At 72.5% G+C, this 21,883-nt stretch carries 17 protein-coding genes, 3 tRNA genes and 1 pseudogene; 11 read left to right on the forward strand and 10 right to left on the reverse strand.

Annotated elements, in window-relative coordinates:
* Positions 1 to 130: 130 nt before the first annotated feature.
* Positions 131 to 1,003: a DUF2797 domain-containing protein gene (locus ACFXAE_RS17205; protein WP_384714778.1), complete on the reverse strand. Its 873-nt coding sequence runs from the start codon at positions 1,001 to 1,003 to the stop codon at positions 131 to 133.
* A 154-nt stretch (positions 1,004 to 1,157) separates the two neighbouring features.
* Between ACFXAE_RS17205 and ACFXAE_RS17210 the strand changes: the two genes are divergently transcribed.
* Positions 1,158 to 1,589, forward strand: coding sequence for a hypothetical protein (locus tag ACFXAE_RS17210; protein WP_384714781.1), 432 nt, complete (start codon positions 1,158 to 1,160; stop codon positions 1,587 to 1,589).
* Between the two features lie 65 nt (positions 1,590 to 1,654).
* A complete protein-coding gene (locus tag ACFXAE_RS17215; protein ID WP_384714834.1) occupies positions 1,655 to 2,149 on the forward strand; it encodes a potassium channel family protein in 495 nt (164 codons plus the stop codon).
* A gap of 49 nt (positions 2,150 to 2,198) precedes the next feature.
* Here ACFXAE_RS17215 and ACFXAE_RS17220 read toward each other — a convergent pair.
* Both ACFXAE_RS17220 and ACFXAE_RS17225 read right to left on the reverse strand, forming a co-directional pair.
* A tRNA-Arg gene (locus ACFXAE_RS17220) sits at positions 2,199 to 2,271 on the reverse strand.
* A gap of 188 nt (positions 2,272 to 2,459) precedes the next feature.
* Positions 2,460 to 2,550, reverse strand: a tRNA-Ser gene (locus ACFXAE_RS17225).
* Between the two features lie 182 nt (positions 2,551 to 2,732).
* Here ACFXAE_RS17225 and ACFXAE_RS17230 point away from each other — a divergent pair.
* Both ACFXAE_RS17230 and ACFXAE_RS17235 read left to right on the forward strand, forming a co-directional pair.
* Positions 2,733 to 3,215 (forward strand): SSI family serine proteinase inhibitor, encoded by a 483-nt coding sequence (locus tag ACFXAE_RS17230; protein WP_384714784.1) that lies wholly within the window; start codon positions 2,733 to 2,735, stop codon positions 3,213 to 3,215.
* 274 nt (positions 3,216 to 3,489) lie between these two features.
* Positions 3,490 to 7,941 carry a PAS domain-containing protein gene (locus ACFXAE_RS17235; RefSeq protein ID WP_384714787.1) on the forward strand — a complete coding sequence of 1,484 codons (4,452 nt, stop codon included), beginning with the start codon at positions 3,490 to 3,492 and terminating at the stop codon, positions 7,939 to 7,941.
* A gap of 12 nt (positions 7,942 to 7,953) precedes the next feature.
* On the opposite strand, the gene ACFXAE_RS17240 is transcribed toward ACFXAE_RS17235, so the two are convergent.
* Positions 7,954 to 8,532, reverse strand: coding sequence for a TetR family transcriptional regulator (locus tag ACFXAE_RS17240; protein WP_384714790.1), 579 nt, complete (start codon positions 8,530 to 8,532; stop codon positions 7,954 to 7,956).
* A 126-nt stretch (positions 8,533 to 8,658) separates the two neighbouring features.
* Between ACFXAE_RS17240 and ACFXAE_RS17245 the strand changes: the two genes are divergently transcribed.
* Positions 8,659 to 9,882, forward strand: a complete 1,224-nt coding sequence (locus ACFXAE_RS17245) for an MFS transporter (protein WP_384714793.1) — start codon at positions 8,659 to 8,661, stop codon at positions 9,880 to 9,882.
* A gap of 102 nt (positions 9,883 to 9,984) precedes the next feature.
* On the opposite strand, the gene ACFXAE_RS17250 is transcribed toward ACFXAE_RS17245, so the two are convergent.
* The 3 genes from ACFXAE_RS17250 to ACFXAE_RS17260 form a co-directional block, all read right to left on the reverse strand.
* Positions 9,985 to 11,628, reverse strand: a complete 1,644-nt coding sequence (locus ACFXAE_RS17250) for a long-chain fatty acid--CoA ligase (RefSeq protein ID WP_384714837.1) — start codon at positions 11,626 to 11,628, stop codon at positions 9,985 to 9,987.
* Positions 11,629 to 11,765: 137 nt separating this feature from the next.
* Complete coding sequence (locus ACFXAE_RS17255) at positions 11,766 to 12,332, reverse strand: SigE family RNA polymerase sigma factor (protein ID WP_384714796.1); 567 nt, start codon at positions 12,330 to 12,332, stop codon at positions 11,766 to 11,768.
* Between the two features lie 357 nt (positions 12,333 to 12,689).
* A complete protein-coding gene (locus ACFXAE_RS17260) occupies positions 12,690 to 13,013 on the reverse strand; it encodes a hypothetical protein (RefSeq protein WP_384714799.1) in 324 nt (107 codons plus the stop codon).
* A gap of 354 nt (positions 13,014 to 13,367) precedes the next feature.
* Between ACFXAE_RS17260 and ACFXAE_RS17265 the strand changes: the two genes are divergently transcribed.
* The 3 genes from ACFXAE_RS17265 (at position 13,368) to ACFXAE_RS17275 (ending at position 16,356) form a co-directional block, all read left to right on the forward strand.
* Positions 13,368 to 14,240, forward strand: a complete 873-nt coding sequence (locus ACFXAE_RS17265) for a bifunctional DNA primase/polymerase (protein ID WP_384714840.1) — start codon at positions 13,368 to 13,370, stop codon at positions 14,238 to 14,240.
* Positions 14,241 to 14,320: 80 nt separating this feature from the next.
* Complete coding sequence (locus tag ACFXAE_RS17270; protein ID WP_384714843.1) at positions 14,321 to 14,752, forward strand: hypothetical protein; 432 nt, start codon at positions 14,321 to 14,323, stop codon at positions 14,750 to 14,752.
* 359 nt (positions 14,753 to 15,111) lie between these two features.
* Positions 15,112 to 16,356: a hypothetical protein gene (locus tag ACFXAE_RS17275; RefSeq protein WP_384714802.1), complete on the forward strand. Its 1,245-nt coding sequence runs from the start codon at positions 15,112 to 15,114 to the stop codon at positions 16,354 to 16,356.
* A 238-nt stretch (positions 16,357 to 16,594) separates the two neighbouring features.
* Here ACFXAE_RS17275 and ACFXAE_RS17280 read toward each other — a convergent pair.
* Positions 16,595 to 16,830 (reverse strand): annotated as a pseudogene (locus tag ACFXAE_RS17280) (site-specific integrase); the annotation flags it as partial.
* 186 nt (positions 16,831 to 17,016) lie between these two features.
* Between ACFXAE_RS17280 and ACFXAE_RS17285 the strand changes: the two are divergent.
* Positions 17,017 to 17,361: a DUF1330 domain-containing protein gene (locus ACFXAE_RS17285; RefSeq protein ID WP_384714805.1), complete on the forward strand. Its 345-nt coding sequence runs from the start codon at positions 17,017 to 17,019 to the stop codon at positions 17,359 to 17,361.
* Positions 17,362 to 18,239: 878 nt separating this feature from the next.
* Here ACFXAE_RS17285 and ACFXAE_RS17290 read toward each other — a convergent pair.
* Together ACFXAE_RS17290 and ACFXAE_RS17295 are read right to left on the reverse strand one after the other, a co-directional pair.
* Positions 18,240 to 18,326, reverse strand: a tRNA-Ser gene (locus ACFXAE_RS17290).
* 64 nt (positions 18,327 to 18,390) lie between these two features.
* On the reverse strand, positions 18,391 to 19,884 hold the full coding sequence (locus tag ACFXAE_RS17295) for a S1C family serine protease (RefSeq protein ID WP_384714808.1): 1,494 nt from the start codon (positions 19,882 to 19,884) through the stop codon (positions 18,391 to 18,393).
* Between the two features lie 288 nt (positions 19,885 to 20,172).
* Between ACFXAE_RS17295 and ACFXAE_RS17300 the strand changes: the two genes are divergently transcribed.
* Both ACFXAE_RS17300 and ACFXAE_RS17305 read left to right on the forward strand, forming a co-directional pair.
* Positions 20,173 to 21,003, forward strand: a complete 831-nt coding sequence (locus ACFXAE_RS17300) for a glycerophosphodiester phosphodiesterase (RefSeq protein ID WP_384714811.1) — start codon at positions 20,173 to 20,175, stop codon at positions 21,001 to 21,003.
* 202 nt (positions 21,004 to 21,205) lie between these two features.
* Entirely contained in the window at positions 21,206 to 21,850 is a 645-nt protein-coding gene (locus tag ACFXAE_RS17305; protein ID WP_384714814.1) for an ATP-binding protein, read from the forward strand.
* The last annotated feature ends 33 nt before the right edge of the window (positions 21,851 to 21,883 follow it).

Consider the following 21,883-nt stretch of genomic DNA (forward strand, 5'->3'; position numbering starts at 1 on the left):
GTGCTGTGGGCCCGCGCCGGGGCCCGGGGGACTTCAGCCGCGAACCGTGACGGGTTCCGGGAAAGCGTCATGACGTGCGGATCCGTGACCCGGCCCCGCGGAATCCGCCGACAGCGTCCGGGGCCCCGGGTCAGAACAGCCCGTCCTGCGCCGCCGCCCGGCCCTTGACCGCTCTGACCGGCACCGCGAACTCTCCCCCTCCGCCCGGGAGCAGACCCCATCCGGTCAGCAGCCGGGTGTCCAGCACCACGATCCCCTTCGCCGTCGCCAGATGCAGGTCGGGACCGGCCGCGGCCATCAGCTCCCCGCTCACCGCGCCCCCGGCGACCAGCTCTCTCACCTCCCCGACGGCGGCCGGCACCCCCGACAGGCCGAACACCTCGACGTGATCGACCGGCCGGAACGGCTCACGGGTGAGCGACTCCGGCCATCCGTCCAGGGCGACCGCCCGCGCGTGCAGCCCGGCGATCTCGGCCGCCCGGTCCCCTTCCCTCGCCGGGAGGACCGCCCGCACCGCCCGCTTGCCGGCGTAGGGAATGCGGTCGGGCACGCGGAGCGCGGCGCGCAGCAGTTCCTCGGTGCGCCGCGCCGCCATCAGCGGCCCGGTCCCCAGCCAGCTGAAGCAGACCGCCCCCTGCTCCAGCAGCCGCGCGGGACCGCGCCGCACGGCGGTGATCCCGACCTTGGTCATCCCCGGTCCGAACCACGCCAGGTACACGCGGTAGGGCCGCGGATCGTCCGCGAGGGTGTCGGCGGCCACCGAGTGCGCCCGGTCCAGCCGGGCGCACTCCTCGCAGCGCGCCCCCGTGCTCCGCCCCGGGACGGCCGCCCCGAGCGGACACGCGTGCCCCCGTGCCCCCACACATGTCCGCCCTCCCCCTTCCCCGACCCCGAAGGCCACCCGTTTCCCCCGGCTCAGCGCGGAGCGCCGGCCGCCCTCCCACACCAGCACGGGACCGTCCGCCGCCCACCGCAGCCCCGAGCATCTCCACGCCTGTGCCATCTCCGACGAGACTAGGGGGCACCACTGACAACGCCCGCGGGCCGCGGCCCGGCACCGACCGGGACGACACCCGCGCCAAGGTGCCGAGCCCGGACCGGAGTGCAAACCTGGTGGGGGGGCCGCACCGCTCGGGGACAGCCGAAAGGTCGGACACATGGCGAGCAATGTCAGCGACACGCGCCACCACCGGGCCGGGTGGGAGGCCAGGAGCCCCTGGGCGACGAGCTGGACGGCGGCAGCGGCGATGCTGATGACCTTCGGCGGCATCATGGCGGTCTTCCAGGGCATCGCCGCCATCGCCGAGGACGACGTCTTCGTCACCACCCGGAACTTCACGTACGAGTTCAGTCTGACCGGCTGGGGCTGGGTCCATCTGATCCTCGGCGCCCTGGTGACCGTCGCCGGTCTCGCCCTGTTCACCGGGGCCGTCTGGGCCCGCGCGGCGGGTGTCGCGCTGGCCGGACTCAGCATGGTCGCCAACTTCGTGTGGCTGCCCTACGCACCGGTGTGGTCGATCGTCCTCATCGTCATCGACGGCTTCATCATCTGGGCCCTGTGCGCACCGCGCCGCGAGTCCCAGGCATAGAACGCGCGTTCACGCTCTGGAGCGCCCTGTGGCCCTGGTTGGTCCAGGCGGCAGGCGTGGCGGCGATGGTCACCGCGTACTTCCTCCTGCCCCTGGACCGTCTGGGCCCGCGCCGCCCGGTCCTGAGCTGGACCCTCTTCGGCCTCGCCCTGGTGCTGATCGCGCTCCTGCTGCTCAGACAGGTCGTCCACGTCCTGCTCGGCCGCCCGGACGTCCGCCCGGGGCTGGTCATCCCCCTGCTGATGAGCCTGTCCATCCTGGTCTTCGCGACCGCCTACCAGGCCCTGGCCCAGCGCCCCGGCGAACTCGACGGCATCGCCACCCGCCTGGACGCCCTCTACTTCACGCTGGTCACCCTCGCCACCGTCGGCTACGGCGACATCACCCCGCACGGCCAGGCGGCCCGCCTGATCACCATCCTGCAGATCCTCTACACGTTCGTCTTCCTTACGGCGGCGGCCACCGCCCTGACCCACTACCTGCGCACCGCGCTCCTGCGCCAACGGAGCCCGCACCGGCACGAGACCCCCGCGGCCGACCCGGACTCCGGCACCGAATGACCCCGGAAACGCAAGAGGCCCCGGATCTCTCCGGGGCCTCTCACCTGTGTGCACTCGGCAGGATTCGAACCTGCAACCTTCTGATCCGTAGTCAGATGCTCTATCCGTTAAGCTACGAGTGCTTGTCTCTTCAGTTTTCTCGCCGCTCCCGGCCCTTTCGACCCGCTCGCGGCGACAGGAAGAACATTACATGACTGCCGCCGCCATGTGAAATCCGTTTGGCCCACCCCTTGTGACCTGCACAAACGTGGATTCGGTGGGGCGCGACGACGAAGCCCCGGCCGCAGGGGCCGGGGCTTCGTGATCGGTGCGGAGGCGGAGGGATTTGAACCCTCGATGGGCTTTAAGACCCAAACCGCATTAGCAGTGCGGCGCCATAGACCGGACTAGGCGACGCCTCCATGCACAGAACCTTCCGCGCGTGAGCGCGAACGGATTCGGTGCGTGCCGATGATGACACACCCGCGTGGGGTGTCACCAATCGCCACCCACGGTACTAGGCGGGGAGCCCGCAGGGCAAAGCACTTCCGGCCGTCGCGCCGGTGTGGCGCAACGTCCCGCGCGGTGGCGCGTTGGTCAGGTCATGTCGCAACTCACCTCACGGACTCCCGCCGCCGCCCGCCCCGGGCTGCGGCGGCTCGTCGCCGGCGTCGCCGCCTCCGTCGCGGCCCTCACCTCGCTGTCCACCGCGCCCCCGGCGGCGCACGCGCAGGACGCGCCTGCGCGCGAGAACCGCCTCACCGTCACCGTGCGCGACGCGGGCGGCGGGGCGGACGGGACGTACGAGGTACGGTGCCGGCCCCGTGGCGGCAGTCATCCCGACCCCGCCGGGGCCTGTGCGGCCGTCGAGCGGAACACGCGGTGGGGGCGGGACGCCTTCGCCCCGGCGCCGCGGGACGCCGTCTGCACCCTGCAGTACGGCGGGCCCGCCACCGCCCGGGTGACCGGCACCTGGGCCGGCCGTCCCGTCGACGCGGCCTACGACCGTACGGACGGGTGCGAGATCGCCCGCTGGGACCGGCTGGTGCCGCTGCTGCCCGAAGCGGGCGCCGCGGGGCGCGCATGAGGGCGACTGGGAGTGACGGGGGGGCGCGCGGTGGCGAGTCGGGGCACAGGGGGCGTAAAGGCCCGTGAAGGTTCGTGGCACGTCGGCGCAGGCAGTCACGGGTTCCGGACGTACCGGGCGTCACATCGCCGTCACTTCTCTGTGCGATGTCCGTCCCATCCGGCGTCGCGAGCGCAATCCCAGCCCTTAGACTCCCTCGCGTGACACGCTGCGGGCAGGTTGGCAAGATGGCCCGAGCGGTCGGTACGTCGCGGTAACAGGGAGGAAGCGTCTCGTGAGCAGCAGGCCATCCCGGGGCACTGCTCGCCTCGCAGCCATACTGGACGCGCTTCCGGACGCCCTGGTGCTGGTCAACGCCAACGGCACGGTCGTCAACGCCAACGCCATCGCCCTGGAGGCCTTCGAGACCCCGGGCACGGCGCTGGTGGGGCGGGGTCTGCTGGATCTGCTGCCGCAGTTCGACTCCAGGCTCATCCCGGGGTCCATGCGGCGGCCCGACCACATCGATCCCCGGGCGCGCACCAAGCCGACGCGGATGGTCGCCCGGCGGACCGACGGGACCGAGTTCCCGGTCGAGGTCACCAGTGCGAATCTGGAGAACGGCCAGCAGGCGTACGACAATTCCGGCTACACCGGCGACGAGCTGCTGATGCTCGTCGTCCGCGACCTCTCCGGCACCGTCGACACCGAGGCCGAGCTGGCGCGTTCGCAGCGGCAGACCGAGATGATCCTGCGCGCCGCCTCCGAGGGCGTCGTCGGGACCGACACCGACGGGCGGATCGTCCTCGTCAACCCGGCCGCCGCCCAGATACTGGGCTACCGGGCCGGCGAACTCGGCGGGCGCGAACTGCACACGCTCGCCCTGCACTCGCGCGCCGACGGCGCCCCCTTCCCGTACGACGAGTCCCCGCTCGCCGACACCCTGCGCTCCGGGCGCAAGCACCGGGTGCGCGGTCAGGTGCTGTACGCCAAGAACGGCGACAAGCTGCCGGTCGACCTGACGACCGCGCCGGTGCGTGACGGCGACCAGCTCGTCGGCGCCGTCATGACGTTCCTCGACCGCCGCCCCTACGACGCGCTCGCCGAGGAGAAGGAGAAGGCCGAGCGGGAGCACGCCGAGGAGCTGGAGCGGCTCGCCGAGGAACACGCCTCCGAACTCACCGCCCTGCGCCAGGGCCACGTCACCGAGCTGGAGGAGCTGCGCGAGCAGCACGCGGAGGAACTCGCCGCGAACGAGGAGCGGTACGCCGCGCTCGGCGAGCGGGAGAAGGACCGCTACGAGGCCCTCGCCGCGCGGCACGACCAGCTGCTCACCCTGCTCGGGCGGTCCCTGCGGGGCCCGCTGGACGAACTGCGCCGGGAGCTGTCCGCGCTGGCCGCCGACGACGCCGGGCAGCTGTGGCCCGAGGCCAACCAGGTGCTCCACCACCTGTCGGCCGGCTACGCCCGGATCACCACCCTCATCGACAACGTCCTCGGCTACCAGCGGCTCGACGCCGGCAGCGAGCAGGTCGCCCGTACAAGGGCGATGCTCGACGCCGTCGTCGCCGCCGGAGTCGACGGGGCCGTGGAGCTCATCGGCCCCGGACGGGTGCAGTTCGCCGTGCACGCGCCGCCCATCGAGGCCGAGGTCGACCCGCGGCTGCTCGCGACCGCCCTCGCGCATCTCGTCGCGGACGTCGCGGGTGTCGACGCGACCGGCAACTCGCCCGTGGCGGCGGGCGGCTACCTGGACAACACGGTCGTGGTCGCGGCGGCGCAGCGCGGCGAGGTCGTCCGCATCGAGGTGCGCGGACCGTACGGCGGCGGCGACCCGGTGCACGAGCCGATCGTGCGCGGGATCGTCCGGGCGCACGGCGGTGTGCTGCAGACGCACGAGGTGCCCGGGATGAGCGGCAGCGCGTTCGTCCTCGAGGTGCCGATCGGGGGCGGGGCGGGGTCCGTGGCGGCCGCCCCGGACACGGTGGTTCCGGCCGAGGAGGCCGCTCCCGTCGAGTCGGCCTCCGGTGGCGGGCGGCGCCGGGCGCGGCGTGCGTCCGTGGACGCCTTCCTGGAGAGCGAGGTGCCGGGCGCGGACGACGGCCCCGGTACGGATTCCGTGCCCACCGGCCGGCGCAGGCGCCGGGCGGCCGCCGCCGCCGTCGAGCCCGCGCGGGCGGAGCTTCCGGCGCAGACGGCGTCCAGCGGTACCGGGCGCCGGCGTGGCCGGCCGGCCGAGGACGCGCCGGCCGTGGTGGGTGCCGAGGTCGAGCTCGCCGGGGGGGCCGGGGCGCCCGGGGTGTCCGAAGGTGCCGTCGTCACCGCGGCCGAGCACGCGGCGGGAGCCGCCGCGTCGAACACGGGGCTGGGCGGGACCGTACCGCCGCAGGGGGTGCCGGCACCGTCCGGGCAGCGTGCCCGGCACGGGTCCGGCGAGCAGCAGGCGCTGCCGCCTGCGCTGCCCGCGCCGTCCGACGGGGACGGGGCGGCCGACGCGCCCCGGGCCGAGGTCGCGGTGCACGTTCCGGCTCAGGCTTCGGGGCAGTCGGAACCGACGGGGCGGCGTCGGCGGGCGCTGGCCGCCGCCACCGAGCGGGCGGCGGCGCAGGAGGCCGCACCCCGTACGGTGTTCGCGTTGCCACCGGCCGAGGCGGACCAGGAACAGCAGGCCGGGCAGGCGGCGCAGGCCGAGGCGATCGGGCAGGCCGGGACGGTCGGGCAGGCCGGGGTCGACAACGGTCGCCATGACGCCGTTCCGCACGACCAGGCCGACGACCACACCCCGCCGCAGCCGCATCCCACCAGCGCGCCGACCGGCCGCCGACGGCGGGCCGTCGCCCAGTCGGCGGAGCCCGGCGGCGCCCCCGCCGAGGCTCCCGCTCCGACCGCGCAGGCGGCGACCGCACAGGCTCCAGGCACTTCGGCGCAGTGGGGGACGGTGCCTGCACAGGAGGCGCCTGCCGCGCCGCAGGGCGCTCCGGTTCCGCCGCAGGGTGCTGCCGTGCCCGCGCAGGGTGCGGCTGTTCCGCCGCAGGGCACTCCCGTGCCCGCTCAAGGTGCGGCCGTTCCCCCGCAAGGGGCCCCCGTACCGGCACACGGTGCCGCGCTCCCGCCGCAGGGTGCTCCCGTACCCGCGCAGGGCGCCGCGCCCCCGGCGCAGGGAGCTCCCGTACCCGCTCAGGGTGCGGCCGTTCCCCCACAGAGCACCCCCGTACCGGCGCACGGTGCCGCGCTCCCGCCGCAGGGAGCTCCCGTACCCGCTCAGGGTGTGGCCGTTCCCCCACAGAGCACCCCCGTACCGGCGCACGGTGCCGCGCTCCCGCCGCAGGGTGCTCCCGTACCCGCGCAGGGACAGGCACAGGCAGAGGCGGCACAGCCGCTTCCCGTCGCGCAGCCGCTGCCCGCCGAGGCCGCCCCCGGTGTCGCGGCCGGAGGTGCCCCCGCCCCGCAGCAGTGGCCCGCCGCCGGTGACACCTCCGGTGCCGGTACGGCCGTACCGGTGGCCGCGAGCCCGTCGCAGCCGACCCCCGCCGCCGGTACCCCGTTGCCGCCCGAGGGCGCGCCGGCGCAGCGGGCCGCTCAGCCGTTGCCCGCGGAGGCCGCGGCGCCGGTCGATCCGAACTCCACGCAGGGGCGGGCGATCAGCGTGCGGACGCTGGGGCAGGGCGTGCCGTTCACCCGGCAGGCCGCCCAGGTGCAGCAGCCGCTGCCGTCGGCCACGCCTCCCCCGCACCAGCCGGGCGGCTCCGGCCGCCGCCGCAAGCTCGGCACGCGCCCCGACCCGGCCGCGGGCAACGAGCGGAACGCGCGCCCGCACCCGCCGGCCGAACCCGTACCCGCCCACGCGCACGCACCGGCGCAGTCCCGGCTCGCACCGGCGACCGAGGGCACCGGACGCTCGTACGCCATAGGGGCACCCGACGCGGACGCCGCCGAGGGGCCCGAACCGCTGGACGGTCCGGGCGGGGCCGTCGAGGTGGCGGACCCGCCGCGTCCGCAGCCGATGGACGACGAACTGCCGCCGGAGCCGCTGGACAACCCCCGCCGGCTGCTGGTGTGGCCCGCGCCGGACGTCACCACGCAGCAGGCGCTGAGCGACCGCGGCTACCGGCCGGTGATCGTGCACTCGCGCGAGGAGGTCGACGCGCAGATCGCGGCGTTCCCCGCCGCGCTGTTCGTGGACCCGCTGACCGGGCCGATCACCCGTACGGCCCTGCAGTCGCTGCGGCAGGCGGCGGTGGCCGCCGAGGTGCCGGTGCTCGTCACGGCCGGGCTCGGACAGGCCTCGCGCGATGCCGCGTACGGCGCCGATCCCGCCGTACTGCTGAAGGCGCTCGCGCCGCGCGACAGCGAACAGCACCCCCCGCGCGTGCTGCTGATCGAGGAGCACGCGGAGATCGCGCTGGCGCTGACCGGGACGCTGGAGCGGCGCGGTATGCAGGTCGCGCGGGCCGCGAGTGACGCCGACGCGGTGGCGCTGGCGGGGCAGTTCCGGCCGAACCTGGTGGTGATGGACCTGATGCAGGTGCACCGGCGCCAGGCCGGGTCCGCCGGGATCGTCGACTGGCTGCGGGCGAACGGGCAGCTCAACCGCACCCCGCTCGTCGTCTACACGGCCGCCGTCGGCCAGGCGGACCTGCCGCGGCTGGCCTCCGGCGAGACGGTGCTGTTCCTGGCGGAGCGGGCCACCAGCGAAGAGGTGCAGGACAGGATCGTCGACCTGCTGTCGCGGATCGGGACCAACTGACCCGCGCCGCCGTCAGCGGGCGACCAGGCGGCGGGCCGCCTCCTTCACGGACGCGCGCAGCCGGGCGCGGTCGTCGGCCTCCTCCCCGACCAGGATGCGGCGCATCTGCGGGACGACGGCCGTCCAGTTGGCCAGCGCGGTCAGCAGGAACAGCAGGTCGCCGGCCGGGATGGCGTCGGTGACGACCCCGCGCTCCTGACCGTCCCGGAGCAGGGCGACCTTGCGGACGTAGTGCTCCTGGCGTTCACCCTCGTGGGGCAGCTCGTCGGTGCCGTACTCCAGGCCCTCCCAGAAGAGCAGGCGCAGCAGTTCGGGGTGGGCGGCGTGGTAGTCCATCAGCCGGTCGACCCAGCTCTCGATGTCGTCCGGGTCGACGGGGACGGACTCGGCGAGGTCCAGCATCTTCCGCTCGAGGACGATCGCGAACAGCTCCGCCTTGTTGCCGAAGTAGGCGTAGATGAGCTGCTTGTTGGCCTTCGCCTCGGCCGCGATGCGGTCGATGCGGGCACCGGCGATGCCGTGGCGGGCGAACTCGGCGACCGCTGCCTCGAAGATCCGGGCCTTGGTGGCCTCGGGGTCCCTGACTGCCATGGGGACAGGGTAGCGCCACTTGTAACCAACTGTTTGGTTGACAGGGAATCCGGTGGGAGCACAGACTGTTCCCTCAACCAACCAACCAGTTAGTTGTTAGAGCAGGCTCGAAGGGGTATCCCGCTCATGTCCTCAGCTCCCAGCGCCGCCACCACCGGCCGGCCGGCCCGCAGGCCACCGCTCCCCGGCCCCGGCCCGGGTCCGTCCCGCGGCTCCGGCGCGTTCCTCACGCTCATCGCCGTCTGCACCGCGGTCACGGCCGCCAACATCTACCTCGCCGCGCCCCTGCTCTCCCTGATCGCCCGCGACTTCGGTTCCACCCCGTCGGCCGTGGCCTGGATCGCCTCGGTCGCCCAGCTCGGATACGCCGTCGGGCTGCTCTTCTTCGCCCCGCTCGGCGACACCGCCGACCGGCGCCGGCTGGTCGGCGTCCTCACCCTGGTCACCACCGCCGCCCTGATCGCCAGTGCCGTCGCCCCGGGCACCGGCGCGCTGGCGGTCGCCGTGTTCGTCGCCTCGGCCGGGACCGTGGTGCCGCAACTGCTCGTCCCGCTGGTCGCCGAGCGCGCCCCCGCCACCCGCCGCGCCCGCCATGTCGCGGCCGTGATCGCCGGCCTGTTCACCGGCATCGTCGCGGCCCGGGTCCTCGGCGGCCTCGCCGGGCAGGCCTTCGGCTGGCGGTGGGTGTTCGCGGGCGCGGCCGTCCTCACGCTCGCCCTGGGCATCGCCACCGCCCTCGTCCTGCCGTCCGGACGGCGGCGCCGCGACGGCTCGCTGTTCGGCGGCCTCGCCGCGCTGCCCGGACTGCTGCGCCGCTCGCCCGAGCTGTGGCGCGCGTCAGTGCGCCAGGCGGGGATGTTCGGCGCGTGGAGCGCGCTGTGGACCTCGCTCGCCCTGCTGCTGACCGGCCCGGCCTACGGCCTGTCCACCGCCACCGCCGGACTGTTCGGCCTCTTCGGGCTCGCGGCGAGCGCGGTGGCGCCGCTGGCGGGCGGGCTGGTCGACCGCTTCGGCGCCGCCCGGGTCGTGCGGGGGGCGTATCTGCTCGCGGCCGTCTCCGTGCCGCTGTTCTGGCTGGGCGGGCAGGTCGTCTGGGCCCTGTTCGTCGCCGCGATCGCCCTCCACGCGGCCCTGGTCGCCTCCCACGTCGCCAACCAGACCCTCGCCCTGACCACCACCTCCAGCCCGGCCGTCGCCAACACCGCCTACGTCGTCTCCGGCTTCGCCGGCGGCGCAGGCGCCTCGGCCCTCGCGGGCACCGCCTTCACCCACTTCGGCTGGGGCGGGGTGTCGGCGGTGGCGGCGGTCTGGCTGGCGCTGGGCTGGGGGAGCACGGCGGTACGGCGGTGACCTGACCGCTGCCGCCGGGCGGTGAGGCTCCGCCGGGCGGTGAGGCTCCGCCGGGCGGTGAGGCTCCGTCTCGCCGCCCGGCGCGGACGGCGTACGCCGGTGTCAGAGCCGGGTGACGTCCAGCGAGCCCTCGGCGTACTGCCTGCGCAGCACCTTCTTGTCGAACTTTCCGACGCTGGTCTTCGGCACCGACTCGATCACCGTCCAGCGCTCCGGGAGCTGCCACTTGGCGATCCTGCCCTCCTCCTGGAGGAAGGCGCGCAGGGTGGTGAAGTCGGCGGTGGAGCCCTCCTTGAGGACGACCGTGGCCAGCGGGCGCTCGCCCCACTTGTCGTCCGGGACGGCGACGACGGCGGCCTCGGCGACGTCCGGGTGCGACATCAGCGCGTTCTCCAGCTCGACCGAGGAGATCCACTCGCCGCCGGACTTGATGACGTCCTTGGCGCGGTCGGTGAGGGTGAGGAAGCCGTCGGGGGAGATCGTCCCGACGTCGCCCGTCTTCAGCCAGCCGTCCTCGCTGAACTTGTCGGCCGGGCGCAGGGGCTCGGCACCGGGGCCGTTGTAGTAGGCGCCGGCGATCCAGTTGCCGCGGACCTCCAGCTCACCCGCGGACTCGCCGTCCCAGGGGAGGCGTTCGCCGCCGGGCCCGGTGAGGCGGGCCTCGACGCCGGCCGGGAAGCGGCCCTGGGTCAGCCGGTAGGCGAACTCCTCCTCGGTGCCCACGGCGTGGGCCGGCGGGCGGGCGATGGTGCCGAGCGGGGAGGTCTCCGTCATGCCCCAGGCGTGGCAGACCCGCATGCCCAGCCGGTCGAACGCCTCCATCAGGGAGGGCGGACAGGCGGAGCCGCCGATGGTGACCTGGGTGAGGGAGGAGACGTCCCGGGGCTTGGCGGTCAGCTCGGCGAGCAGGCCCTGCCAGATGGTGGGGACGGCGGCGGCGTGGGTCGGCTTCTCGCCCTCGATCATCTCGGCGAGCGGGGCGGGCTGCAGGAAGCGGTCCGGCATCAGCATGTTGACGCCGGTCATGAAGGTGGCGTGCGGCAGGCCCCAGGCGTTGACGTGGAACTGCGGTACCACCACCAGCGAGGTGTCCTGGTCGGTCAGGCCCATCGACTGCGCCATGTTGACCTGCATGGAGTGCAGGTAGATGGAGCGGTGACTGTAGACCACGCCCTTGGGGTCGCCGGTGGTGCCGGAGGTGTAGCACATGGCGGCGGCGGCGCGTTCGTCCAGCTCCGGCCAGTCGTAGGCGACGGGCTGTCCGGCGAGCAGGTCCTCGTACTCGTGCACCCGCGCGGTGGCGTCCGCGAGTGCGGAACGGTCACCGGGGCCGGAGACGACCACGTGCTCGACGGTCTTCAGGTGCGGCAGCAGCGGGGCGAGCAGGGGGATCAGCGAACCGTTGACGATGATCACCCGGTCGGCGGCGTGGTTGACGATCCATGCGAGCTGCTCGGCCGGGAGGCGGAGGTTCAGGGTGTGGAGGACGGCGCCCATGGAGGGGATCGCGAAGTACGCCTCGACGTGCTCGGCGTTGTTCCACATGAGGGTGGCGACCCGGTCGTCGCCGGTGACACCGAGGTCGTCGCGCAGGGCGTGGGCCAGCTGGGCCGCACGGGCGCCGATCTCCGCGTAGGAACGGCGCTGCGGCTCGCCCTCGCCGGTCCATGTGGTGACCTGCGATGTGCCGTGGATCGTCGACCCGTGGGTCAGGATCCTCGAGATCAGCAGCGGTACGTCCTGCATGGTGCTCAGCACGGCGTCCTCCTGGGCGACATTGCCTGCGCGGCGGTACGGGTTGCGCTGATTCTGCGCACATACCGCGCGGTATGTCACTAGAGGAGCGAATGATCGATCACTCCGCGCCGGGGGACCGGTGCGCTTCAGCTGCGGACGAGCCCCAGTTCGGCGTCCTCGCGGAGCTTGCCGAGCGCCCTCGAAACGGCCGACTTCACCGTGCCCACCGAGACGCCGAGCACTTCGGCCGTCTGGACCTCGCTGAGGTCCTCGTAGTACCGCAGCACCACCATCGCCCGCTGTCGCGCGGGCAGCCGCATGATCGCCCGCCACATCGCGTCGCGCAGCGCCTGCTGCTCGGCCGGGTCGTCGCCGCCGGGCTCCGGGCCGGGCTCGGGCAGCTCGTCACAGGCGAACTCGTCGACCTTGCGCTTGCGCCACTGCGAGGTGCGCGTGTTCAGCAGCGCCCTGCGCACGTAGCCGTCGAGCGCCCGGTGGTCCTCTATGCGCTCCCAGGCGACGTACGTCTTGGTGAGCGCGGTCTGCAGCAGGTCCTCCGCGTCGCTCGGATTCCCGGTCAGCGACCGGGCGGTACGCAGGAGCACCGGCTGGCGAGCCCTCATGTACGACGAGAACGACGGGTACGGGAGGGTCTGCGCCGCTGTCGCTGGAGTGGCGGCTTTCGAAGCGCTGGTGCAGACGGGTGTGGTCATGGCTCAACGCTATGAGTGGGGGTCCGTCCGGCGGATCGCCCGCAGGTCCCGAAGGCGCGTCCCCCTCAGGTTGTAGGGGTGGGGCCGGCTGCACCTCCTGAAGGTGGACGAGCGGATGAGGGGTACTGCGGGTCGGTCCCCGAGAAGGACCCGGAGCACCCGGGTCACCGGCATCCGCACCCCGAGCCACCGGCACACACCCTCCGGACCCCCGACGCACACACCCCGAGCCACCGGCGCACACCCTCCGGACCCCCGACGCACACGCCCCGGCACGCCTGAGCGGCGGTACCGAAGCACCGCCGCCCGGACGCCTTGCACCCCACGAAGCACACCCGCACGGTCAGAACGCCGGCCTCACCACAGCGGGCTGAAGCTGATGGCCACGTTGTCGTTGCCCTGGTTGACGGCCGTGAAGGCGGAGCCGGTGACCTGGGCGGTGTTGTTCTGGTTCGTGGCACCGGATCCGGTGGCCTGCTGCTGCGAGGTGGCCGAGTTGCCGAAGTTGTCGCCGCCGACGCCGCTGCCGAGGGCGTCGGCCTCGGAGCTCGTGGCCGTCGCGTTCGATCCGTCGTCCGCCAGGGCGCCGCTGTCCGCCGCCGCGACGCCGGTGAAGAGGGCGGCCGCGAGCGGAAGGGCGGAGACCGCGGCGATGACGCGGGCGGTGCGGATGCTTGCCATGTTGTGTTCCCTCCAGAACAAGGACGCACCGGCTCATGGCCGTGTGCGCATGAAGTAGGGCTGTCACCAGGGAAGTTGCCCCCCGCCCTGGTGCTGTGCACGACGTCGCGAGATCAGGGTTGCCCAGGGAATCCCCGGCGAACCACCCCGGACGCTGTCATTCGCACGCAAGCGTGACGACAAGGCAATAAACCCGGCACGCTCCCTGAATCCCACCCTCTTCCAGGAGGGACACCCTCTCCCGCTTCCCGCAAGGGATGAAACGTTCCGCCACTTCTCCCGTCGGCGCCCTCGCCCCGGCACACCACACCCCGCCCCCTTCCCATATTCGAACGCATGAACGAAAATGAAGGCATGGCCACCACCGACCGGCAGGCCACGACGCTGGCCCTCGCACACGCCCTGTCAGCCGCCGAACGCGGTCTGGCCGTCATCCCCCTGTCCCGGACGAAACTCCCGGCCCTGCGTTCACCGCACCGCGACACCCCGGAGCCGGTGGGTCCGCCCTGCCACGGCGAGTGCGGCCGCTTCGGCCACGGCGTCCACGACGCCTCCACCGACCCCGCCCGCATCCGCGCACTGTTCGCCGCCGCACCCCGCGCCACCGGTTACGGCATCGCCTGCGGACTGCCCCCGCACCACCTCATCGGCGTCGACCTGGACACCAAGTCCGGTACGGACCCGTTCGCCGCCCTGCGCGAACTGGCCCGGCGCCACCTGTTCACGATCCCCGCCACGGTGATCGTCCTGACCCCGAGCGGCGGCCGCCACCTGTGGCTGAGCGGCCCGCCGGACGTCGTCGTCCCCAACTCGGCGGGCCGCCTGGCCCCCGGCATCGACATCCGGGGCGCCGGCGGCTATCTCGTCGGCCCCGGTTCCCGCACCGGCCACGGCCCGTACACCACCGCTCCGGGCACCGCGCGCCTGGCCCCGGCGCCCTGCCCGCCCGCCCTCCTGCGCCTGCTCCTCCCGCCGCCCCGCGCGCACCACCCGACGCCCCCGTCGGCCGGCGGGCACGGTCAGGGACTCGTCCAGTTCGTGCTCGCGGCGCACGAGGGCCGGCGCAACACCCGCCTGTTCTGGGCGGCCTGCCGCGCCTACGAGAACGGAATCGGCCCGGCCCTGGTGGAACCCCTGGTCGGCGCGGCCCTCACCACCGGCCTGTCCGAACGCGAAGCCCGCGCGACGATCGCGTCGGCGGCGCGGATGACGGGGCACCGCCCCTGACCCCCTCGCCCGTCGCCCGTGCTCTCTCCCCCCACGAAAACCGAAAGACCCCGATGCACCACCGTTCCAAAGTGCCGACCATGTCACTCGCCCGCGTCCTCCTCGACTCCGGCCGCTCGGTCGACCTCTCCGAGCTGCGGATGTCGTCGACGTACGGCGGGCTGCTCGAGGGCTACCCGTGCAAGCTTCTCAACGACCGGAAGATCGACGGGCTGCTCCGGTCCGCCGAGCGCGCCTTCCCCGGCACTCCGGTCCACCTGGTGCCGCCCCCGCGCGAGTACCCCGACCAGTACGCGGGCGCCTTCGGCCCCGTGGAGGTGCTGCCCTCCGTGACGTGCGTCGGCAGCTTCCGGTCCGAGGCGCTCGACCCGGCCCACGACCGCGCCCTGTACCGCTCCCGCCTCACCGTCGTCTGGTTCCAGCCCTCCCCGCGCGTACCGTCCGGCTGCGACGCGGAGCCCTCGCTGCGGGACCTGTGCTGGGAACGGCTGGCCGAGGACGAAGAGCTCTGAGGGCTGCCGTTCGGGTCACTCCGGGCGCGCGAGGTGACGGCTTCACGCGGTGATGCACACGTACGGAGTGGCGGCATCCTGAACGTCATCACACGTACGGGTGAGTGTCGGGTCCCGTCGCCGGGGTACGAAGCCGCTGTCCCGGACTCCGCGGAGCCCGGGTCCGGCGACGGCTCCAGACGCGAAAAAGCCTGGTGACAGGGGACTGCGCGAAAGAAAACGGTGCCGCGGGAGGCATTTTCGATCATCTGCTGTCAGCGGCGTGCGCGTGTCTACAGCACCCCAAACGTCCTGATTGTTCAGAATGTTGCTCACTGCCCCAGTTGAAACTACGAAGTTTCATTGCCGAGGAGCATGACATGCAGGTTCGCAGGTGGCTCCCAGACCAGCCCACTCGTATCGGCCGTCACGACTGGCCGGACGAGGGGGACAACGGAACGCACATGCGGCTGCGGGCCGGCTCCATCGTGGTACTGGACCGGCAGGGGTGGCGGATCCTGGAGATCAACGGCTACCCGAACGACTGGTGGCCGGACTCCTACGAGAAGGCGTGGCGCGACCACGTGGAACTGTGGTGGCACGCCAACGAACTGCGACGGGCCAACAACCAGGCGGTCAAACCGGCCCCCGAGCGGGCCGAGTTCTACAAGCGCCCGGTGGTGCTGGTGTTGCGCAACGAGAACCTGCCCCGTTCCACACCGAAGCACTGGTGCGCCCCCGCCAGCCACGACTGGCGGGTCCTGCCCGAGCACTATGCCGTCTGCCGCGCCTGCGGTGAGCTGCCGCCCTGCCACCACGGGGAGTACCGCTGGGAGGGCGGCCCCCGCTGGCCGGAGCAGGACGGCGGCATCCCGCTCATGGTGCCGGAGGGCTGCTGCATGGGGTGCGCCGAGCCGATCAGGCCGCGGGTGCGGACCGTGCGCTTCCCGGGCCCGAACCTCTGGTACCCGGACCTGGGGGAGGACACGGCCGTCTTCCACGCCCGCACCGCCTGCGCCGACCAGGTCGACCGCTACCGCATGCAGTGGCAGGCCGAGTACAGCCCGCGCTCCTCGACACACTCCGCCACTCCCTCGTTCCCGGGCTTCGAGCACTTCGTGCTCCCCCGGACGCGTCATGCGCCGGACGTGGCCCCGCACGACCGGCGGACCCCCCAGGACCCGCATCCCCCCGTGCCGGCCGTGCCGTCGCGGCCGGGAGAGGAGGAATGCGCCTCCGTGACCGGTGACTTCGGCATCCTCCCCGCCCCGTTCGACGGGCGCCGGGGAGATCCGGGGGCCGGTACGCCGCCGACCGGTCCGTCGGCCGTGCCCGAGCCCGCGGTCTCCAGTGCACCCGCGCCGGCCCCCGTGACGCCGGAGCCTCTTCCTGCGGCCGGTACGGGCGTGCCCGCCGCCGCGACCGAGGCGCCCGCACCCGCCTCCCCTTCCGCCGAGGGCCTCGAGCCGGCCCTCCGGTCCGCGCAGGAACTGGACCTGGCGCTGGCAGGTGGCCCGTCCTTCCACAACGCCGAGCAGGCGGCCCGGGTGATCGAGGAACTCACCGCCGCGGTCCGCAACATCGCGCTCTGCCTGAACAACCCGGCCGCACGCGAACGCTCCTGACCCGCGAACGGCCCGGGCGGCAGACCGCGACACACCCGCCACGGACCGGCCGGACACACCCGCGGAGAGCAGCAGAAGGGGCGCCCCCTAGAAACACCGCCCCACGAGGAGCGCCCCTTCCCCCTGCCATGTCTATGACCTGCGCGGGGGCGGTGGGATTTGAACCCGCGGTGACATCGCTGCCACGACGGTTTCAAGACCTTTCGCCGATCACGGCCGTTGACCGCTGCGCCACAGGTCAGACGCGTGCAGGCACCCCCGCGGAGCCGTCGTCGTCGTCATCATCGTGCCCCCTACGTGCCCTATCGGCGCCGTCGTGCCCGCCGAACCACGCGTCGGAGGCTTCGCCACCTGGTCGTCGCGGCCGGCGACCGGGCGAGCGTAGTGCCGGGTGGTCACGCTCGCGTTCGAGTGGCCGAGACGGTGAGCGGCGGTCATGACGCCGTACCGGTCGGCGACCCACGTCCCGCGGGAACCTCAATGCGCCCCGATTCCGGAACGCAGCGCCTGGCCAGCGAGGGCCGAGCCTAGCGGCCCCGGGATGGCTCGAGAGTCAGGCTGGAGCCGCCTGTACGGCGCTTACCTCCGAGGTAATCGCGGCGTGCAGATGTGCGTGGCTAGGTTCGATTCGTCATACCGGAGCGAAGGAAGGAGTCGGAAGTGCCCGCATATGGCTTCGCACACCTGCGTGACCGTCGCCATCACCCAGACATCCTTGAGTACCTGGAACGCATCCAGGACACTCTCGACCCATTCCACGGGCGCTTCCTCATTCACGGCCCGCCGACCGAGGTGGTCGAGGGCATCTGGCAAGGCAGCATGGTGCTGATCGAGTTCCCCGGCTTGGCCGAAGCCCGCGCCTGGTACGCGTCCCCTGCGTATCAGGAGATCCTTCGGCTGCGGACCGACCACATCGACGGGGATGTCGTGCTGGTCCAGGGCATCGGTCCCGGATACGACCCGCGTGAGCGTGCGGCGAAACTCCGGGCGGAGGCGGCCGGGTAGCGCACTTAGTACGCTGTTGGGTCTGTCAAGGATGCAGGTCTCGGCTGACACCAGTACCTGACACCAACAGGGCCGGACAGCAGCGGACACCGCCGAACGACGACGGACAGTCAGTCGAGGCGGAAGACGGGTTGGCCGACGTTCCAGGGGCCCCGTGATCGACCTGATAAGGATGAGGCCAGACCTCAAAACTTTGACCTCGTACGGGCGCCGTCCTCATTGTGGGGCGGCGCCCGTCGCCTTGACTCGATCATTGAAACTCTACGCACCGCGTTGGAATTGATCCGCGATCATGGGCGACCCCTCCGCGGAACCTGAGGCCGACGGCGTCAGTTGCAGGGGCGGCGCGATCGCCGACAGGTAACCTGCGTCACAACTCCCCGTCGCTGCAGGCAAATCAGTGTCCGAATAGCCGAGATCGAGTTTGCGAATGGCCGATCTGAGCCCACAATGAGCCCCGTCAGACCAAGAAAAACCCGCCCTCGCCGGACAGGTTCCTAGGCGTGCACGGCAGGGCGGGTCTCCGAACCTCCAGGAGGCTCAAGATGAGTGTCTCGCCTACCCCTCAGGGGATGTCAATTCCGATCAACCCCGAGCGGCTCATCACGGTCATCGTTTTGATCGTGCTCGTCACTTCACCGGTCGCCGAGATTGTTAGCGCGTACTCAGACGCAGCGGCATGGATGACCTTGCTTCTTGGAGGGTGCGGTACAGCAGTGACGTACAGCAACCGCAACAGCTGATCCCGGCTCCCGTGTCCCAGCCGTGCCCGATCGAGCGGGGAATCACGGGGAACACCGGGTAGACACCGAGACCGAACATGCGAACGACCCCTGACCGGATCTCCAGGTCAGGGGCCGTTCTCACTGCTCATCGCGCGGAGGCGGTGGGATTTGAACCCACGGTGACATCGCTGCCACGACGGTTTTCAAGACCGTTCCCTTCGGCCGCTCGGGCACGCCTCCCCGCGCCTGCCGGTGATCGGCGGCGCGGGGACAAGGGTAACGGGTCCAGGGTCCGGGGGTGAGGTCAGCTGTCGCCCACGCGGGAGCCCAGGGTGAGTTCCGTGGTGCGCTCCTTGCCGTCGCGCTCGTAGGTGATCGTGACCTCGTCGCCCGGCTTGTGGGTCCAGATCTCGCCGATCAGGGTGGGGCCTGAGTCGATGACCCGGTCGTCGAGCTTGGTGATGACGTCGCCGGGCTGCAGGCCGGCCTTGTCGGCGGGGCCACCGGGGTCGACGGGCTCGGAGCCGGCCGCGCCCTGTTCGGTGATCTTCGCGCCGCCCGTCGTGTCCTCCAGGGAGACCGACGCGCCGATCTTGGCGTACACCGGCTTGCCCGTCTTGATCAGTTCCTGGGCGACGTACTTGGCCTGGTTGATCGGGATGGCGAAGCCCAGGCCGATCGAGCCGGCCTGCCCCGTGCCGAAGCCGCCGTTGCTGGTGGACTGGATCGCGGAGTTGATGCCGATCACGCTGCCCTGCGCGTCCAGCAGCGGACCACCGGAGTTGCCCGGGTTGATGGAGGCGTCGGTCTGCAGGGCGCTCATGTACGACGCCTGGCTGCCGGTGCCGTCGCTGGAAGCGACCGGGCGGTTCTTCGCGCTGATGATGCCCGTCGTCACCGTGTTGGACAGGCCGAAGGGCGCGCCGATCGCGATCGTCGAGTCGCCGACGGCCACCTCGTCGGAGTTGCCCAGGGGAAGCGGCTTCAGGTCCGAGGGGGCGTTGTTCAGCTTGATGACCGCCACGTCGTAGCCCTGTGCGTGGCCGACCACCTCGGCGTCGTACTTCTTGCCGTTGGGGAAGGTCACCGAGACCTTGCCGCCGTCGACGGCCTCCGCCACCACGTGGTTGTTGGTGACGATGTGGCCCTGGGTGTCGAAGACGAAGCCGGTGCCGGTGCCGCCCTCGCCGCTGCTGCTCTCGGCCTCGATGGTGACCGTGCTCGGCAGCGCCTTGGCGGCCACGGCGGCGACCGTGCCCGGGTCGCGCTTCACGTTGCCGCCGCTGGTGGACGCCGAAACGGTCGTCGAGCCGTTGCTGTCGTTCTCCTTGGCCAGCGTGTAGCCGAGACCTCCGCCCGCGCCGCCCGCGACCAGCGCGGCCACCAGGACCGCGGCGAGCATACGGCCGCGCCCGCCGCCGTTCTTCGGCGCCGGCTGCTGATAGGAGGAACCCCAGCCGCCCGGGCCGTGCCCGGCACCGCCGTCGCCGTACGACGGGGTGGACGACGGAGGGGGCGGGGGCCAGGAGGCGTCGGGGGCGGAGGAGGAAGGGGTGGGGTCCTGGCCTCCGTGGGCGCCGTGCGGGCCCCAGCCGGTCTCGCCCACCGGGCCCTGGGGGCCGAAGCCGTATCCCTGGTCCGCGCTCTGTGCGGGCGGCGGCGCGGCCCGGTCCGGATCCGGAGCCGCTCCCGGGGCCGGGTGTCCCTGGTGCGCCGAGGCAGCGGGAGCATCCACCGGTGCGGGCGGCGGTGCGGACGGGGCCGGGGGTACCGCGGTGCCCTCGTTCTCGGTGCTCACAGCTTCTCTCCTCGATCCACGGCTGTTGTTATCGGTCGCACTCGGTCACGCTCGTTCACGCCCGTCCACGAGTCCGGCGCGATGCAGCTGTGCACGTCTCTTTGTATGACGCCAGCTTTTCCCACGGGCCGTCAGGGCACCATAAGCCGTTCCTGTGGGTCCGGGGCCATTCTTTATATAGGGCATTACTCACGTAAGGTGCGCCACTCGATGTCTCCGACCGGACGGCGACACCGTTCACGCCACTCCGAGCACCCGTCTACCCGTGCACGGTGGCACCATGACGCGGTGACTCACGCACGGCAGCACCCGACCCACGTCGTCGCGCACCGCGGGGCCTCCGAGGACGCCCCCGAGCACACCCTGGCCGCGTATCGCAAAGCGATCGAGGACGGTGCGGATGCGCTCGAATGCGATGTGCGCCTGACCGCCGACGGTCACCTTGTGTGCGTTCACGACCGTCGCGTCAACCGTACGTCCAACGGCCGCGGTGCGGTGTCGGCGCTCGAGCTCTCCGATCTGGCCGCCCTGGACTTCGGCTCCTGGAAGAGCCGCGACGCCTTCGGGGGACCGCGCGTCGAGGAGCCCGACTGGGAGCACCGCCCGGAGGACCGGGAGGCCACCTCCGTCCTCACCCTGGAGCGGCTGCTGGAACTGGTCTCCGACGCCGGGCGCCGGGTCGAGCTGGCGATCGAGACCAAGCATCCCACGCGGTGGGCGGGACAGGTGGAGGAGCGGCTGCTGCTCCTGCTCAAGCGGTTCGGCCTCGACGCGCCCGCCGCCGCGGAGGACTCCCCGGTGCGCGTGATGAGTTTCTCCGCGCGGTCGCTGCACCGCGTGCGGGCCGCCTCGCCGACGCTGCCCACGGTCTACCTGATGCAGTTCGTCTCGCCGCGGCTGCGCGACGGGAGGCTGCCCACCGGCGTACGGATCGCGGGGCCCTCGATCCGCATCGTGCGCAGCCACCCCGCGTACATCGAGCGCCTGAAGCAGTCCGGGCACCAGGTGCACGTGTGGACCGTGAACGAGCCGGAGGACGTGGACCTCTGCGTGCGTCTCGGCGTGGACGCCATCATCACCAACCGCCCCCGCGCGGTGCTCGATCAGCTCGGCCGCTGACCGCGCGGCGCGCCACCGGTCCCACTGGCACCACTGGCACCACTGGCACCACTGGCACCACTGGACCCAGGATCAGCTCGCACGAGTCTTGACCTCGTGCCCGACCCGGGCGCATCCTCACATCTCGGCCACAGCGACGAAATCCAGCCACATGGCTACGGGTAGTGCTCCGGCGCGTTCGGTGCGTATTCGATCGCTTGGAGTGCGTCACCGCTCACGGGCCGGCCGGTTTCCGGTTCGGGCCCATGGGGCATCCACACCGTGGCGTGGGGCGAAGGAGGTCTCGGGGGTGGCGTTGGTGGTGGCACAGGAGGTGCCCACGTCGTCGAGCATGGCCGTGCCCCACGGCCCTGCGGGCGTGGGGGAGGCGAGGCGCCGTATGCGCGCACAGCTGCGCGACGGCGGGGTGGCGGACTCGGTCGTCGACGATGCCGTACTGATCCTTTCCGAGCTGCTGAGCAATGCGTGCAAACACGGCCGGCCTCTCGGCGAGGCCCTGGCCGGGGACGGGGACGTACGCGCCGCCTGGCGGGTGGATCCGTGCGGACGGCTCGTCGTGGAGGTCACGGACGGCGGCGGCCCGACCCGTCCGGCTCCGGCCACTCCGTCGGTCACGGCACACGGCGGCCGGGGGCTGAACATCATCACCGCGCTGGCCGACGACTGGGGCGTACGCGACGAGGTGCCGGGCGAGGTCACGGTGTGGGTCGTCGTCCACGACGACGTGTACGACCCGGACGCCGGAGCCGGGCACCGGCGCGAGGACTTCGCCGCGCGGGTGACGGCTCCCGCGGTCTCCCGCATACCCGGGCTGGACTTCGCGGACGTCTTCGACGACCTGGACTGAGGGCGGTCTCTGCCGCTTCCGTCGGCCCCGGCC

This window comes from Streptomyces sp. NPDC059454 (genome assembly GCF_042749965.1).
Lineage (GTDB): Bacteria > Actinomycetota > Actinomycetes > Streptomycetales > Streptomycetaceae > Streptomyces.

Excerpts from the sequence above, each read along its gene's own strand:
- ACFXAE_RS17205 (WP_384714778.1), bottom strand. The coding sequence starts at position 1,003 with ATGGCACAGGCGTGGAGATGCTCGGGGCTGCGGTGGGCGGCGGACGGT.
- ACFXAE_RS17210 (WP_384714781.1), top strand. The coding sequence starts at position 1,158 with ATGGCGAGCAATGTCAGCGACACGCGCCACCACCGGGCCGGGTGGGAG.
- ACFXAE_RS17215 (WP_384714834.1), top strand. The coding sequence starts at position 1,655 with ATGGTCACCGCGTACTTCCTCCTGCCCCTGGACCGTCTGGGCCCGCGC.
- ACFXAE_RS17230 (WP_384714784.1), top strand. The coding sequence starts at position 2,733 with ATGTCGCAACTCACCTCACGGACTCCCGCCGCCGCCCGCCCCGGGCTG.
- ACFXAE_RS17240 (WP_384714790.1), bottom strand. The coding sequence starts at position 8,532 with ATGGCAGTCAGGGACCCCGAGGCCACCAAGGCCCGGATCTTCGAGGCA.
- ACFXAE_RS17245 (WP_384714793.1), top strand. The coding sequence starts at position 8,659 with ATGTCCTCAGCTCCCAGCGCCGCCACCACCGGCCGGCCGGCCCGCAGG.
- ACFXAE_RS17250 (WP_384714837.1), bottom strand. The coding sequence starts at position 11,628 with ATGCAGGACGTACCGCTGCTGATCTCGAGGATCCTGACCCACGGGTCG.
- ACFXAE_RS17255 (WP_384714796.1), bottom strand. The coding sequence starts at position 12,332 with ATGACCACACCCGTCTGCACCAGCGCTTCGAAAGCCGCCACTCCAGCG.
- ACFXAE_RS17260 (WP_384714799.1), bottom strand. The coding sequence starts at position 13,013 with ATGGCAAGCATCCGCACCGCCCGCGTCATCGCCGCGGTCTCCGCCCTT.
- ACFXAE_RS17265 (WP_384714840.1), top strand. The coding sequence starts at position 13,368 with ATGGCCACCACCGACCGGCAGGCCACGACGCTGGCCCTCGCACACGCC.
- ACFXAE_RS17270 (WP_384714843.1), top strand. The coding sequence starts at position 14,321 with ATGTCACTCGCCCGCGTCCTCCTCGACTCCGGCCGCTCGGTCGACCTC.
- ACFXAE_RS17275 (WP_384714802.1), top strand. The coding sequence starts at position 15,112 with ATGCAGGTTCGCAGGTGGCTCCCAGACCAGCCCACTCGTATCGGCCGT.